The organism is Pseudomonas oligotrophica, assembly GCF_021726475.1.
GTDB classification, from domain to species: domain Bacteria; phylum Pseudomonadota; class Gammaproteobacteria; order Pseudomonadales; family Pseudomonadaceae; genus Stutzerimonas; species Stutzerimonas oligotrophica.
The window spans coordinates 691,852-705,895 of sequence record NZ_JAKJRU010000001.1; the positions used below are offsets into that span (position 1 = coordinate 691,852).

Genomic DNA, 14,044 nt, shown 5'->3' on the forward strand with positions numbered 1-14,044 from the left:
AACGCGATGTTTTGGCAGCCTATCAGGAAAGCGCCCCGCTGCGGCGGGGCGTTTGCGCGCGAGGGTGTTCGCTAGAACCAGTCGTCCTGCATCGCCAGGCAGGTCTCGTCGCGGTGCTCGAGCAACGCCAGTTCATGAGCGCAGGCCGGCACTTCCCAGGTCAGGAACAGACGTGCCGCCTGCAGCTTGCCGCGGTAGAAGTCGGCGTCCGCCGGATCGCCATCGGCCAGCCCCTGCTGCGCGCGGATCGCCTGTTCCAGCCAGCGCCAGCCGACCACGGCATGGCCGAACACTTTGAGGTACAGCGCCGAGTTGGCCAGCGCCTGGTTGACCTTGCCGGCCATCAGGTCGCCGAGCAGCGCCTGGGTCACGCTGGTCAGCCGGGCGACGTGCTGTTCCAGCGGCTGGCGTAGCGGCGTCAGCTCGCCGAATTCGGCGGCGCGTCGGCAGCCGTCCTCGATCAGCCCGAGCAGTTGGCGCAGGCCGGCGCCCTTGTTCTGCATCAGCTTGCGGCCGAGCAGGTCCAGCGACTGGATGCCGTGGGTGCCTTCATGGATCGGGTTGAGGCGGTTGTCGCGGTAGTACTGCTCCACCGGGTACTCGCGGGTGTAGCCGTGGCCGCCGAGAATCTGGATCGCCAGCTCGTTGGCCTTCAGGCAGTACTCCGACGGCCAGGACTTGACGATCGGCGTCAGCAGGTCGAGCAGCTCGCCGGCGTTGCGCCGCGCCTCGTCGCTCTCGGCGGTCTGCTCGTCGTCCACCAGCCGCGCGGCATACAGGCCGAGGTCGAAGGCGCCCTCGACGTAGGCCTTCTGGGTCAGCAGCATGCGCTTGACGTCGGTGTGCTCGATGATCGGAACCTGGGTCGACGCCGGGTCCTTGCCGTCCGGCAGGCGGCCCTGCGGACGCTCGCGGGCGTAGTTCAGCGAGTAGAGGTAGCCGGCGTAGCCGAGCATGATCGCGCCCATGCCGACACCGATGCGCGCCTCGTTCATCATCTGGAACATGTAGGCCAGGCCCTTGTGCGGCTCGCCTACCAGGTAGCCGACGCAGTTGCCGTTGTCGCCGAAGTTCAGCGCCGTCGACGTGGTGCCGCGCCAGCCCATCTTGTGGAACAGCCCGGCGAGCAGCACGTCGTTGCGTTCGCCCAGCGAGCCGTCGTCGTTGACCAGGAACTTCGGCACGATGAACAGGCTGATGCCCTTCACCCCGGGCGGCGCGTCCGGCAGCTTGGCCAGCACCATGTGCACGATGTTCTCCGAGAGATCGTGGTCGCCGCCGGAGATGAAGATCTTGTTGCCCTTGAGCCGGTAGCTGCCGTCGCCGGCCGGCTCGGCACGGGTGCGGATGTCGGACAGCGAGGAGCCGGCGTGCGGCTCGGTGAGCGCCATGGTGCCGAAGAAGCGACCCTCGAACATCGGCTGCAGGAAACGCTGCTTCTGCGCCTCGGAGCCGAACGCCTCGATCAGGTGCGCCGCGCCCATGCTCAGCATCGGGTAGGAACTGGTGGCGATGTTGGCCGACTGGAAGTGCGCGAAGCAGGCGCGCGACAGCAGGTTGGGCAGCTGCATGCCGCCGTCCTCGAAGCCTCGCCCGGCGTTGTGAAAGCCCGCCTCGAGGAAGGCATCGACCGCCGGCTTGACCTCGGGAATCAGTACCGCCTGGCCGTCGACATACTGCGGCTCGTGCTCGTCGGACTTGCGGTTGTGCGGCGCGAAGTGCTTCAGCGCAATGTTGCGCGCGGTGCCCAGGGCCGCGTCGAACGTCTCGCGGCTATGCTCGGCGAAGCGCTCGCGGCGGGTCAGCGCCTCGGCGTCCAGCACTTCGTAGAGTTCGAATGCCAGGTTGCGCTGGCAGAGCAGTGTCTCGGGCATCTTGCACCTCCGGTTCTGGTGCGCCCGAGTCTAAGGAGCGCCCGCGCGCGCTGCCTAGCTCCATACATTCGGGTGATGGGGACATAAAACCGGGCGTCTTTCTGGCATCCTGCCGGGCAAGTCAGAGGAGCCGAACATGGCCGAAAGCGAATTGAGCACGCGCAAGAACGATCACCTGGACATCGTCCTCGATCCGGCGCGCCGGCATGCTTCGATGTCGGCAGGCTTCGAGGCGCTGCGCTTCGAGCACTGCGCATTGCCGGAACTGGAGCTGGATGCCGTCGACCTGTCCGCCAGCCTGTTCGGCCGACCGCTGGCCGCTCCGCTGCTGATCAGCTCGATGACCGGTGGCGCGGCGCGCGCCGAGGCGATCAACCGGCACCTGGCCGAAGCCGCCCAGGCGCTGGGTATTGCCCTGGCGGTGGGCTCGCAGCGGGTGGCGCTGGAGGCCGGCGGTGCCAACCAGGGGCTGACCCGCGAGCTGCGCCGGCTGGCGCCGGACGTGCCGCTGCTGGGCAACCTCGGCGCGGCGCAGCTGGTGCGGGGCTATGGCCTGGACGAAGCGCGGCGGGCGGTGGAGATGATCGAGGCTGACGCGCTGATCATCCACCTCAACCCGCTGCAGGAAGCGGTGCAGCCGGGCGGCGACCGCGACTGGCGCGGCGTGCTCGGCGCCATCGAACAGCTGGCGCGGCAGCTGGAAGTGCCGCTGGTGGCCAAGGAGGTCGGCTGCGGGTTGTCCGCCGCGGTGGCGCGGCGGCTGCTCGAGGCCGGCGTCGCCGCGCTGGATATCGCCGGGGCCGGTGGCACCAGCTGGGCCGCGGTGGAGGCGGCGCGGGCGACCAGCCGGCAGCAGCGTGCCGTGGCCGAGGCCTTCGCCGGCTGGGGAATCCCCAGCGCCGAGGCGATTGGCCGGGTGCGCCAGGCCTGCCCCGAGGCGCTGCTGATCGGTTCGGGCGGCATCCGCGACGGCATCGACGCGGCCAAGGCGATCCGCCTGGGCGCCAACCTGGTCGGCCAGGCCGCCGCCGTGCTGGACAGCGCGCTGCAGTCCAGCGAGGCGGTGGTCGAGCACTTCCGCATCGTCATCGAGCAGCTGCGCGTGGTCTGCTTCTGCACCGGTTCGGCGGACCTCGCCGCGCTGGCACAGGCGCCGCTGCTCGAGGGCAGCGGCTGATCAGTCGCGCCAGCCGGCCGCCAGCGCGCGGGTCAGCTCGGCGGCGGGGACTTCCCGGCAGCCGCTGGCGTTCTGCCCGGCCCACAGCGGCGTGCAGTGGTCCAGATCGAGGCTCTCGGTCTTCGCCCGCAGCGCGCTGATGGCATTGCCGGCCAGCGGAAACTCCGGCACGTCGTGGGGCAGCGGGCCCAGCTCGCGCATCAGCCGGTTGACGATGCCGCGCGCCGGCCGGCCGGTGAACAGCGTGGTCAGCTCGGTGTGGCGGGCCCGGGTGCTCTTCAGCGCGGCGCGATGCAGCGCGTTGGTGCGGCTTTCCGGGCACAGCAGGTAGGCCGTGCCCAGCTGCACGCCGGCCGCGCCGAGTGCCTGGGCCGCCGCCACGCCGCGGGCATCGGCGATGCCGCCGGCGGCGATCACCGGCACGTCCAGCGCGTCGACCAGCTGCGGCAGCAGGGCGAAGGTGCCGAGCTGGGTGGTCAGCTCCTCGCCGAGGAAGATCCCGCGGTGGCCGCCGGCCTCCAGGCCCTGGGCGATCACCAGGTCGACGCCGTGCTGCTGCAGCCACAGGCCTTCCTCGAGGGTGGTGGCGCTGGAGGCGATCTTCGCCCCGCCGGCACGGGCGCGCTGCAGCAGCCCGGCCTCGGGCAGGCCGAAGTGGAAGCTGACCAGCGCCGGGCGATGGCGCTCCAGCACCGTAGCCATGGCCGCATCGAACGGCTGGCGGGTCGGGCCGTCGGGGATGTGCGCCGGGTCGATGCCGAACTCGGCGAAGTAGGGCGCCAGCAGGTGGTGCCAGGCGGCGATGCGCGAGGGGTCGCTGGCCGGCGTCTGGTGGCAGAAGAAGTTGACGTTGTAGGGGCGGTCGGTCAGCGCCTCGAGGGCCGTCAGCTCGGCGTCCAGCGCCTGGGCATCGAGCATGCCCGCGGGGATCGAGCCCAGCCCGCCGGCTTCGCACACCGCGGCGGCGAGCAGATGATTCTGTGCACCGGCCATGGGTGCCTGGATGATCGGCAACTGGATGCCGAGAAGATCTCGCAGGTTCATGGTGCTGCTCCATTGAGTCGGGGTAATCAACCACTCTAGCTCGCGCTGCCGGTGCGGCAAACGACATTGGTCATGCACGCCTGCGTGGCGGCGGGCGGCGCGCTAAACTGCGCGGCTCTCGAGGAGCGCCCCCATGAACTACCGTCACGCCTTCCACGCCGGCAACCACGCCGACGTGCTCAAACACCTGGTCCTGAGCCGGATCTTCGCCCTGCTGGCGCGCAAGGAGGCGCCGTTCGCCTACCTCGACAGCCATGCCGGCGTCGGCCTCTACGACCTGGCCGGCGACCAGGCCAGCCGCACCGGCGAGTGGCTGCAGGGCATCGCGCGCGTCTGGCAGGCCGAGGCGCGCCCGGCGCTGCTCGACGACTACCTCGGCGCAGTCGGCGCGCTCAACCCGGATGGCGCGCTGCGCTACTACCCGGGTTCGCCGGAACTGGCGCGCCAGCTGAGCCGCGAGCAGGATCGGCTGCAGCTCAACGAGAAGCATCCCGAGGATGGCGCCCTGCTCAAGGACAACATGGCCGGCGACCGCCGCGTCGCCGTGCACCTGGGCGAGGGCTGGCACGTGCCGCGAGCGCTGATGCCGACCCGCGAGAAGCGCGTGGTGCTCTTGATCGACCCGCCGTTCGAGCAGGCCGACGAGCTGGGCCGCTGCGTGACAGCGCTGAAGGAAGCGCTGGGGCGCATGCGCCAGACCATCGGCGTGATCTGGTATCCGATCAAGGACGAGCGCCAGCTCAAGCGCTTCTACCAGGAGTTGGCCCGCAGCGGTGCACCCAAGCTGCTGCGCGCCGAGCTGTTCGTGCATTCGGCCGACGACGCCAGCCGCCTGGCCGGTTCGGGCCTGGCCATCGCCAATCCGCCGTGGGGGCTGGAGGAGGAACTGCGCGAGTTGTTGCCCTGGCTGGCCGAGCAGCTGGCGCAGAGCCAGGGTGGCTGGCGCCTGGACTGGCTGATCGAGGAGGCCTGAGCCGCCGGGATCGCCATCCGGTGGATCGATAAAGCGCGATCCACCCTACGCAGACGCCTGGTTTCGTAGGGTGGATGTCGCTTTTCACATCCACCGTCACGGGGCTGAAGTCGCACCGCTTGGCCGTCCTCAGAACAACCTGAGCGGCTCTTCCTGCAGCGCCGCCATCTGCTCGCGCAGGATCAGCACCTGGTCGCCCCAGTAGCGCTCGCTGCCGAACCAGGGAAAGCTCATCGGGAAGGCCGGATCGTCCCAGCGCCGCGCCAGCCAGGCGCTGTAGTGCAGCAGCCGCAGCGCGCGCAGGGCCTCGATCAGCGGCAGTTCGCGCGGGGCGAACTCGTGGAACTCCTGGTAGCCATCGACCAGCTCGGCCAGCTGGCCGAGCCGCTCCTGGCGTTCGCCGGCGAGCATCATCCACAGGTCCTGCACGGCCGGGCCCATGCGGCAGTCGTCCAAGTCGACCAGGTGGAAGACCTCGTCACGCGCCAGGATGTTGCCCGGGTGGCAGTCGCCGTGCAGGCGGATCGGCGTGAAGGCCACGCGGGCGAAGACATCCTCGATGCGCTTGAGCAGGTCGCGCGCCACCGACTCGTAGGCCGGCCGCAGGCTGGCCGGCACGAAGCCGCCGTCGAGCAGGGTATTCAGCGAGTCGTGGCCGAAGTTCTGCACGCCGAGCGTTTCGCGATGGGCGAACGGCCGGCTGGCGCCGATCGCATGCAGGCGCCCGAGCAACTGGCCTAGGCGATAGAGCTGGTCGAGGTTGCCCGGCTCCGGGGCGCGCCCGCCACGCCGCGGGAACAGGGCGAAGCGAAAACCGGCGTGCTCGAACAGCGTGCTGCCGTCGCGCTCGAGCGGTGCCACCACCGGCACCTCGTGCTCGGCCAGCTCCAGGCTGAACTGGTGTTCCTCGAGGATTGCCGCGTCGCTCCAGCGCCCCGGGCGGTAGAACTTGGCGATCAGTGGCGTCTCGTCCTCGATGCCCACCTGGTAGACGCGGTTCTCGTAGCTGTTGAGCGCCAGCACGCGGGCGTCGCTGAGGTAGCCGAGGCTTTCCACGGCGTCGAGGACCAGGTCGGGGGTAAGGGTATCGAAGGGATGGGACATGGCCGGCTCCGCAGGTGGGTCGTGCAGTGTACGTAGGGTGGAAATCTCGCGCAGCGAATTTCCACCCGGCACGACGGCGCGCTCAATCCCCCGGCTTGGGCGTGCGTGCCAGGCAGTAGACGTCGACCCGCGCCGCGCCTGCGCCCTTGAGCAGGCGGGCCAGCGCCGCGGCGGTGGCGCCGGTGGTCAGCACGTCGTCGACCAGGGCGAAGTGCCGGCCGGCCACCCGCGCCTGCGGCGCCAGGGCGAAGGCACGGCGCAGGTTGCGCCGGCGACCGGCGGCGTCCAGCTGCTGTTGCGCGACGGTGTCCTGGCGGCGCTGCAGCAGGTGTTCGTCCACCGTCAGCGTGAGCGCGCGGCCCAGCCAGGCGGCCAGCATGCCGGCCTGGTTGAAGCCGCGCTGGCGCAGGCGGCGACGCGCCAATGGCACCGGTAGCAGGGCGTCCGGGCGCGGCAGCCCGTCGTCGAAGGCGTGCTGCAGGTGGCGGGCCAGCTGCCCGGCCAGCAGCCGGCCCAGCGGCCAGCGCGCCTGGTGCTTGAACCTGTTGATAAGGCTGTCGACCGGAAAGGCGAACCGCCAGGGCACCTCCACCCGGTCGAACGCCGGTGGGCGGCGCAGGCATTCGCCGCAGGCGAGCCCCAGGGTGGGCAGGGGCAGCGCGCAGAGGACGCAGCGCCCGGCCAGCCAGGGCAGCTCGCGCTCGCAGGCCTCGCAGAGAGCGTGCGTGGCGGCGGGCTCGTCGCAGAGTAGGCAGGACTGATCAATATTTGGCCACTTGTAAACCATGATTCCGTTCCTGGTTGACAGCTTTTCGGGCTTGGCTAACCATTCGGCATCCGTGCCAGGCCCGCGAGCCGCCATTTATTACAAGGAACACCCCATGAGCGCTACCGCCGCTTCCGTCACCCGCCACGACTGGACCCTCGAGGAGGTCAAGGCGCTCTTCCAGCAGCCCTTCAACGACCTGCTGTTCCAGGCGCAAACGGTGCACCGCCAGCACTTCGACGCCAACCGTGTGCAGGTTTCCACGCTGCTCTCGATCAAGACCGGTGCCTGCCCGGAAGACTGCAAGTACTGCCCGCAGTCCGGCCACTACAACACCGGTCTCGACAAGGAAAAGCTGATGGAGGTGCAGAAGGTGCTGGAGGCCGCAGCCGAGGCCAAGGCCATCGGCTCGACGCGTTTCTGCATGGGCGCGGCCTGGAAGCATCCGTCGGCCAAGGACATGCCCTACGTGCTGAAGATGGTCGAGGGCGTCAAGGCCATGGGCCTGGAAACCTGCATGACCCTCGGCAAGCTGGATCAGGAGCAGACCCGCGCCCTGGCCGCTGCGGGGCTGGACTACTACAACCACAACCTGGACACCTCGCCGGAGTACTACGGCAACATCATCACCACCCGTACCTACGCCGAGCGCCTGGAGACGCTGAGCTACGTGCGCGAGGCGGGGATGAAGATCTGCTCGGGCGGCATCCTCGGCATGGGCGAGTCGCTGGACGATCGCGCCGGCCTGTTGATCCAGCTGGCCAACCTGCCGGAGCACCCGGAGTCGGTGCCGATCAACATGCTGGTCAAGGTCAAGGGAACGCCGCTGGCCGAGGAGCAGGACGTCGATCCGTTCGACTTCATCCGCATGCTCGCCGTGGCGCGCATCATGATGCCGAAATCCCATGTGCGCCTGTCCGCCGGGCGTGAACAGATGAACGAGCAGATGCAGGCCCTGGCCTTCCTCGCCGGCGCCAACTCGATCTTCTATGGCGAGAAGCTCCTGACCACCGCCAATCCGCAGGCCGACAAGGACATGCAGCTGTTCGCGCGCCTGGGCATCAAGCCCGAGGAGCGCCACGAGCATTCCGACGAGGTGCACCAGGCCGCCATCGAGCAGGCGCTGATCGAGCAGCGCGATTCCAAGCTGTTCTACAACGCCGCCGTCTGATCCCCGCGGTGGAAGAGGTGCGCGCCGTTCACCCTGCGCCGGGCTTGCCGCCTGCGTAGGTTGGATAACCCGCGTGCGCCTTATCCACCGCCTGCCACGCCGAATCGCCATGTCCTTCGATCTCGCTTCCCGCCTCGCCGCCCGCCGCGCCGAGCACCTGTATCGCCAGCGTCCACTGCTGCAGAGCCCGCAAGGGCCCGAAGTGATGGTCGACGGCCAGCGCCTGCTGAATTTCTGTTCCAACGACTACCTGGGCCTGGCCAATCATCCCGAGGTGATCGCGGCGATGCAGCAGGGCGCGGCGCAGTGGGGCGTCGGCGGCGGCGCCTCGCACCTGGTGATCGGTCACAGCACGCCGCACCACCAGCTGGAAGAGGCACTCGCCGAGTTCACCGGGCGGCCGCGGGCGCTGCTGTTCTCCACCGGCTACATGGCCAACCTGGCGGCGGTCACCGCGCTGGTCGGGCAGGGCGATACGGTGCTGCAGGACCGCCTCAACCATGCCTCCTTGCTCGATGCCGGGTTGCTCTCCGGCGCGCGCTTCTCGCGCTACCTGCATAACGACGCCGACAGCCTGGCCAAGCGTCTGGGCAAGGCCGAGGGCAATACCTTGATAGTCACCGACGGCGTGTTCAGCATGGATGGCGACCTCGCCGATCTGCCGGCCATCTGCCGGGTGGCGCGCGCGCGTGGCGCCTGGGTGATGGTCGATGACGCCCACGGCTTCGGCCCGCTGGGCGCGACCGGCGGCGGCGTGGTGGAGCACTTCGGCCTCGGGCCGGACGAGGTGCCGGTGCTGGTCGGCACCCTCGGCAAGGCCTTCGGCACCGCCGGAGCCTTTGTCGCCGGCAGCGAGGAACTGATCGAGACGCTGATCCAGTTCGCCCGCCCCTACATCTACACCACCAGCCAGCCGCCGGCGGTGGCCTGTGCCACACTCAAAAGCATGGAGTTGCTGCGCAGCGAGGGCTGGCGCCGCGAGTACCTGGCGCGGCTGGTGGCCCGGCTGCGCGAAGGCGCCGCGCAGATCGGCCTGAGCCTGATGGACAGCCCGACGCCGATCCAGCCGGTGCTGATCGGCGACAGCGCCCGTGCCCTGCGCCTGTCGGCGCTGCTGCGCGAACGCGGCATCCTGGTCGGGGCGATTCGTCCGCCGACGGTCCCGGCCGGCAGTGCGCGCCTGCGCATCACGCTCAGCGCGGCACACAGCGAGGCGCAACTGGAGCGCCTGCTGGACGCGCTGGCCGAGAGCTGGCGCCAACTCGTCAAGGAGGCTGAAAATGCGTGATCGTCTGATGCTGCTGTCCGGCTGGGCATTCGGCCCGGCCTCCCTGGAACCGCTTGCCGAGCTGCTGCGCGAACGCGAACCGCAGCTGCAGGTGGAGATCGTGGCGCTGCCGCAGCTGGCTGACGCCGACGCCTGGCTGGACGAACTCGATGCGCGATTACCGCAGGAGAGCTGGCTGGCCGGCTGGTCGCTCGGTGGCATGCTGGCCACGCAACTGGCGGCGCGCCGTGGCGACGCCTGCAGCGGGTTGATCACGCTGTGCAGCAACCCCTGCTTCCGCAGCCGGCCGGACTGGGACACGGCGATGCCGGCCGAAGTCTTCGACGCCTTCCACGCCGCCTTCCGCCTCGGCCCGGACGAGACCCTCAAGCGCTTCGGCCTGCTCAGCAGCCGCGGTGGCTTCGATCCGCGCACCCTGGCCAGGCAGTTGGACGTCAGCCGCCTGGAGCAGCCGCAGGCCACCCTCGACGCCGGCCTGCAACTGCTCGCCGGGCTCGATGGCCGCGAGGCCCTGCGGGCCTTCGTCGGGCCGCAGCTGCACCTGTTCGGCGGCAACGATGCGCTGGTGCCGCGCGCCGCGGCGCAGGCCCTGCTCGACTGGCTGCCGGACATCGAGGTCGATGTCATCGACAACGCCAGCCATGGGCTGCCGCTGGAGCGTGCCGAGGACGTGGCCACGGCCATGCTGGCGTTCATCCGTCAGGGCGAGGAGGACTGAGTTGGCCGAAGCGCAGCCCCCCGCGTTGCCCGACAAGCGCCAGGTCGCCGCGTCCTTCTCGCGGGCGGCAGCCAGCTACGACGGCGTCGCCGACCTGCAGCGGCGGGTCGGCGAGTCCCTGCTCTCGCAGCTGCCGGCGTTGCAACCGGCGCGCTGGCTGGACCTGGGCTGTGGCACCGGCTACTTCTCCCGCGCGCTGCAGGCGCGCTTCCCGCAAGGCGAGGGCCTGGCGCTCGACATCGCCGAGGGCATGCTGCGCTACGCCCGCCCGCTGGGTGGCGCCGGGCAGTTCGTCGCCGGCGATGCCGAATGCCTGCCATTGCGCGACGGCTGCCTGGACCTGATCTTCAGCAGCCTGGCGCTGCAGTGGTGCGAAGACTTCGCCGGCGTGCTTGGCGAGGCCCGGCGGGTGCTGCGTCCGGGCGGCGTGCTGGCGTTCAGCAGCCTGTGCGCCGGGACGCTGGCCGAACTGCGTGACAGCTGGCAGCAGGTCGACGGCTTCGCCCACGTCAATCGCTTCCGCCGTGAAGCCGACTACCGGGCGCTGTGCGCGGCCAGCGGGCTGGAGCTGCTCGGCCTGCAGGTGCGCCCGCAGGTCCTGTATTTCACCGACCTGCGGCAGTTGACCCACGAGCTCAAGGCGCTCGGCGCACACAACCTCAATCCCGGGCGGCCCGGCGGGCTCACCGGCCCGGCGCGCATCCGCGCCCTGGTGGACGCCTACGAGCGCTGCCGCCAGCCGCAGGGCCTGCCGGCCACCTACCAGGTCATCCATGCGGTCCTGCGCAAGGGGCGCTGAGCGGCGCGGGCATCTGACGAGGACTCTTGCATGACGGCCTTCTTCATCGCCGGCACCGATACCGATGTCGGCAAGACCACCATTGCCGCGGGCCTGCTCAACGCGGCACGCCAGGCGGGCCTGTCCACCGCGGCGATCAAGCCGGTCGCGTCCGGTTCCCAGGTCACCACCGCGGGCCTGCGCAATGCCGATGCGCTGGCGTTGCAGGCGCAGTGCCAGCCGCCGCTGGACTACGCGCTGGTCAACCCGCTGGCCTTCGAGCCAGCCATCGCGCCGCACATCGCCGCGCAGGAGGCCGGTGTCGAACTGAGCGTGGCCACGCTGCGGCCGGGCATCGAGCGGGTGCTGGCGCGGCGAGCCGATTTCACCCTGGTCGAGGGCGCCGGCGGCTGGCGGGTGCCGCTCGACCGTGGAGAAACCCTGGCCGACCTGGCCATCGCCCTGCAATTGCCGGTCGTGCTGGTGGTCGGCGTACGCCTGGGCTGCATCAACCACGCGCTGCTCAGCGTCGAGGCGATCCAGCGTGACGGCCTGCCGCTGGCCGGCTGGGTGGCCAACATCGTCGACCCCGGCACCTCGCGCCTCGAGCAGAACCTCGCCACCCTGGCCGAGTGTATGCCGGCCGCCTGCCTCGGCACCGTGCCGCGGCTGGACGTACCGGACGCCGAGGCCGTCGCGGCCTGTCTCTCGCTGGCGCCACTGGGGCTCGTTGCCCGCTCGTAGCGAGCGTTCGGCTTGCTTGCGGCTGCGGCGCAGGCTTGCTTGACTCAGGGTATCTGAGTGCTTGCGGAGACGGCCATGTACAGCACCAGTGCGTTCGGTCCCATTCGCGCGGCGCCCCAAGCCGGGCCGCGGCTTCTCGAGGAGCCCGGCACCGCCATCGTCCCGTTTTCCCTGGCTCGCATCACCCCCTTGCTGGGAGCGGGCCCGCCTTGGCCCGAGCGGCCCGGCGACTACGACGCCCGACGCCGCCGCCGGCCTGGCCGCGAAGAGGCGCTGGGCGGGCTGATCGACATCCGCGTCTGACCCCGCCGCATGGCGGCCTTTTCCTTCTTCGCGATTGCCGACGAGGCGACGGGCGGCGTCGCGGCCCCCGCTTGACATCAGCTCGGGCATAAACGTATGTTTCAAACGCCTGTTTGATGATGGCCCGCCTGCCTGCGGGCCCCTTACGCAATGACCGCCCGATCGGTCAGCAGACTAGAACTTACCGCTGAGGTTTACGCTATGCCCGACTACAAGGCCCCCTTGCGCGACATTCGTTTCGTCCGCGACGAACTGCTCGGCTACGAGGCGCACTACCAAAGCCTGCCGGGTTGTGAAGACGCCACCCCGGACATGGTCAACGCCATCCTCGAGGAAGGCGCCAAGTTCTGCGAGCAGGTACTGGCGCCGCTGAACCGGGTCGGCGATACCGAGGGTTGTACCTGGAGCGAGTCCGGCGTGAAGACGCCGACCGGCTTCAAGGAGGCCTACCAGCAGTTCGTCGAAGGCGGCTGGCCGAGCCTCGCGCATGATGTCGAGCACGGCGGCCAGGGCCTGCCGGAATCCCTCGGCATGGCCATGAGCGAGATGATCGGCGAAGCCAACTGGTCCTGGGGCATGTACCCCGGGCTGTCCCACGGCGCGATGAACACCCTGCACGAGCACGGTACCGCCGAGCAGCAGCAGGCCTACCTGACCAAGCTGGTCTCCGGCCAGTGGACCGGCACCATGTGCCTGACCGAGCCGCACTGCGGCACCGACCTGGGCATGCTGCGCACCAAGGCCGAACCGCAGGCCGATGGCAGCTACAAGGTCACCGGCACCAAGATCTTCATCTCCGCCGGCGAGCACGACATGGCCGAGAACATCGTCCACATCGTGCTGGCCCGCCTGCCCGATGCGCCGGAAGGGACCAAGGGTATCTCGCTGTTCATCGTGCCGAAGTTCCTGCCCAACGCCGAAGGCGAAGCGGGCGAGCGCAACGGCGTGAGCTGCGGCTCCATCGAGCACAAGATGGGCATCCACGGCAACGCCACCTGCGTGATGAACTTCGACGGCGCCACCGGCTTTTTGATCGGGCCGCCGAACAAGGGCCTGAACTGCATGTTCACCTTCATGAACACTGCACGCCTGGGCACCGCGCTGCAGGGCCTGGCGCATGCCGAGGTGGCCTTCCAGGGCGGCATCAAGTATGCCCGCGAGCGGCTGCAGATGCGCTCGCTGACCGGGCCGAAGGCGCCGGACAAGGCCGCTGACCCGATCATCGTGCATCCGGACGTGCGCCGCATGCTGCTGACCATGAAGGCCTTCGCCGAAGGCAACCGCGCCATGCTGTACTTCGCCGCCAAGCAGGTCGACATCATGCAGCGCAGCGCCGACGAGGAGCAGCGCAAGGCCGCCGACGCGATGCTGGCGTTCCTCACCCCGATCGCCAAGGCGTTCATGACCGAAGTCGGCTTCGAAGCGGCCAACCACGGCGTGCAGGTCTATGGCGGCCACGGTTTCATCGCCGAGTGGGGCATGGAGCAGAACGTGCGCGACAGCCGTATCTCCTGCCTGTACGAAGGTACCACCGGCATCCAGGCGCTCGACCTGCTTGGCCGCAAGGTGCTGATGACCCAGGGTGAGGCGCTCAAGGGCTTCACCAAGGTGGTGCACAAGTTCTGCCAGGCCAACGAGGGCAACGACGCGCTGAAGGAATTCGTCGGCCCGCTGGCGCAGCTGAACAAGGAGTGGGGCGAGCTGACCATGAAGGTCGGCATGGCGGCGATGAAGAACCGCGAGGAAGTCGGTGCCGCCTCGGTGGACTACCTGATGTACTCCGGCTACGCCTGCCTGGCCTACTTCTGGGCCGACATGGCCCGTGTCGCGGCCGAGAAACTGGCTGCCGGCACCGAGGATGCGGCGTTCTACCAGGCCAAGCTGCAGACCGCGCGCTTCTACTACGGGCGGATCCTGCCGCGCACCCGCAGCCATGTCGCTGCCATCCTCTCCGGGGCCGACAACCTGATGGACATGGCCGAAGAGAACTTCGCCCTGGGCTACTGATCCAGCATCGGCTGTAGACAAGGCCGCTGACCTTCGGGCAGCGGCCTTTTTCATGCCTGCTACAGTCGATCCCGGGCCGAACGATTGTTGGACCAGG

13 protein-coding genes are annotated in these 14,044 nt (G+C 69.5%); 9 read left to right on the forward strand and 4 right to left on the reverse strand.

The genetic code is table 11. The features are described 5' to 3' along the window. Positions 1–71: 71 nt before the first annotated feature. On the reverse strand, positions 72–1,874 hold the full coding sequence (locus tag L3N39_RS03160; RefSeq protein ID WP_237255741.1) for an acyl-CoA dehydrogenase: 1,803 nt from the start codon (positions 1,872–1,874) through the stop codon (positions 72–74). Between the two features lie 136 nt (positions 1,875–2,010). On the opposite strand from L3N39_RS03160, the gene fni reads away from it, so the two are divergent. Next, positions 2,011–3,051, forward strand: coding sequence for a type 2 isopentenyl-diphosphate Delta-isomerase (fni, locus tag L3N39_RS03165; RefSeq protein WP_237255742.1), 1,041 nt, complete (start codon positions 2,011–2,013; stop codon positions 3,049–3,051). Here the strand turns inward: fni and L3N39_RS03170 are convergent, their stop codons facing one another. After that, complete coding sequence (locus L3N39_RS03170; protein WP_237255743.1) at positions 3,052–4,095, reverse strand: NAD(P)H-dependent flavin oxidoreductase; 1,044 nt, start codon at positions 4,093–4,095, stop codon at positions 3,052–3,054. A gap of 133 nt (positions 4,096–4,228) precedes the next feature. On the opposite strand from L3N39_RS03170, the gene L3N39_RS03175 reads away from it, so the two are divergent. Continuing rightward, positions 4,229–5,068 (forward strand): 23S rRNA (adenine(2030)-N(6))-methyltransferase RlmJ, encoded by an 840-nt coding sequence (locus tag L3N39_RS03175; RefSeq protein WP_237255744.1) that lies wholly within the window; start codon positions 4,229–4,231, stop codon positions 5,066–5,068. 129 nt (positions 5,069–5,197) lie between these two features. On the opposite strand, the gene L3N39_RS03180 is transcribed toward L3N39_RS03175, so the two are convergent. After that, complete coding sequence (locus tag L3N39_RS03180; RefSeq protein ID WP_237255745.1) at positions 5,198–6,172, reverse strand: serine/threonine protein kinase; 975 nt, start codon at positions 6,170–6,172, stop codon at positions 5,198–5,200. Positions 6,173–6,254: 82 nt separating this feature from the next. Next, positions 6,255–6,959: a ComFC family protein gene (locus tag L3N39_RS03185; RefSeq protein WP_237255746.1), complete on the reverse strand. Its 705-nt coding sequence runs from the start codon at positions 6,957–6,959 to the stop codon at positions 6,255–6,257. Between the two features lie 94 nt (positions 6,960–7,053). Between L3N39_RS03185 and bioB the strand changes: the two genes are divergently transcribed. The 7 genes from bioB to L3N39_RS03220 all read left to right on the forward strand — a co-directional run bounded on the left by bioB (position 7,054) and on the right by L3N39_RS03220 (position 13,947). Then, positions 7,054–8,109 carry a biotin synthase BioB gene (gene bioB / locus L3N39_RS03190; protein WP_237255747.1) on the forward strand — a complete coding sequence of 352 codons (1,056 nt, stop codon included), beginning with the start codon at positions 7,054–7,056 and terminating at the stop codon, positions 8,107–8,109. Positions 8,110–8,218: 109 nt separating this feature from the next. Next, positions 8,219–9,397 carry an 8-amino-7-oxononanoate synthase gene (gene bioF, locus L3N39_RS03195; protein ID WP_237255748.1) on the forward strand — a complete coding sequence of 393 codons (1,179 nt, stop codon included), beginning with the start codon at positions 8,219–8,221 and terminating at the stop codon, positions 9,395–9,397. Beyond that, complete coding sequence (locus L3N39_RS03200) at positions 9,390–10,115, forward strand: alpha/beta fold hydrolase (RefSeq protein WP_237255749.1); 726 nt, start codon at positions 9,390–9,392, stop codon at positions 10,113–10,115. Before bioF ends, L3N39_RS03200 begins: the two co-directional genes overlap by 8 nt. A 1-nt stretch (position 10,116) precedes the next feature. Further along, the gene (bioC, locus tag L3N39_RS03205) at positions 10,117–10,914 is read left to right on the forward strand and encodes a malonyl-ACP O-methyltransferase BioC (protein WP_237255750.1); all 798 of its coding nucleotides are present in this window, start codon (positions 10,117–10,119) and stop codon (positions 10,912–10,914) included. 30 nt (positions 10,915–10,944) lie between these two features. Beyond that, positions 10,945–11,637 carry a dethiobiotin synthase gene (gene bioD / locus L3N39_RS03210; protein WP_237255751.1) on the forward strand — a complete coding sequence of 231 codons (693 nt, stop codon included), beginning with the start codon at positions 10,945–10,947 and terminating at the stop codon, positions 11,635–11,637. A 75-nt stretch (positions 11,638–11,712) separates the two neighbouring features. Further along, positions 11,713–11,940, forward strand: a complete 228-nt coding sequence (locus L3N39_RS03215) for a hypothetical protein (RefSeq protein ID WP_237255752.1) — start codon at positions 11,713–11,715, stop codon at positions 11,938–11,940. A 201-nt stretch (positions 11,941–12,141) separates the two neighbouring features. Further along, positions 12,142–13,947, forward strand: a complete 1,806-nt coding sequence (locus tag L3N39_RS03220) for a phenylacyl-CoA dehydrogenase (RefSeq protein WP_237255753.1) — start codon at positions 12,142–12,144, stop codon at positions 13,945–13,947. The last annotated feature ends 97 nt before the right edge of the window (positions 13,948–14,044 follow it).

Excerpts from the sequence above, each read along its gene's own strand:
- L3N39_RS03160 (WP_237255741.1), bottom strand. The coding sequence starts at position 1,874 with ATGCCCGAGACACTGCTCTGCCAGCGCAACCTGGCATTCGAACTCTAC.
- fni (WP_237255742.1), top strand. The coding sequence starts at position 2,011 with ATGGCCGAAAGCGAATTGAGCACGCGCAAGAACGATCACCTGGACATC.
- L3N39_RS03170 (WP_237255743.1), bottom strand. The coding sequence starts at position 4,095 with ATGAACCTGCGAGATCTTCTCGGCATCCAGTTGCCGATCATCCAGGCA.
- L3N39_RS03175 (WP_237255744.1), top strand. The coding sequence starts at position 4,229 with ATGAACTACCGTCACGCCTTCCACGCCGGCAACCACGCCGACGTGCTC.
- L3N39_RS03180 (WP_237255745.1), bottom strand. The coding sequence starts at position 6,172 with ATGTCCCATCCCTTCGATACCCTTACCCCCGACCTGGTCCTCGACGCC.
- L3N39_RS03185 (WP_237255746.1), bottom strand. The coding sequence starts at position 6,959 with ATGGTTTACAAGTGGCCAAATATTGATCAGTCCTGCCTACTCTGCGAC.
- bioB (WP_237255747.1), top strand. The coding sequence starts at position 7,054 with ATGAGCGCTACCGCCGCTTCCGTCACCCGCCACGACTGGACCCTCGAG.
- bioF (WP_237255748.1), top strand. The coding sequence starts at position 8,219 with ATGTCCTTCGATCTCGCTTCCCGCCTCGCCGCCCGCCGCGCCGAGCAC.
- L3N39_RS03200 (WP_237255749.1), top strand. The coding sequence starts at position 9,390 with ATGCGTGATCGTCTGATGCTGCTGTCCGGCTGGGCATTCGGCCCGGCC.
- bioD (WP_237255751.1), top strand. The coding sequence starts at position 10,945 with ATGACGGCCTTCTTCATCGCCGGCACCGATACCGATGTCGGCAAGACC.
- L3N39_RS03215 (WP_237255752.1), top strand. The coding sequence starts at position 11,713 with ATGTACAGCACCAGTGCGTTCGGTCCCATTCGCGCGGCGCCCCAAGCC.
- L3N39_RS03220 (WP_237255753.1), top strand. The coding sequence starts at position 12,142 with ATGCCCGACTACAAGGCCCCCTTGCGCGACATTCGTTTCGTCCGCGAC.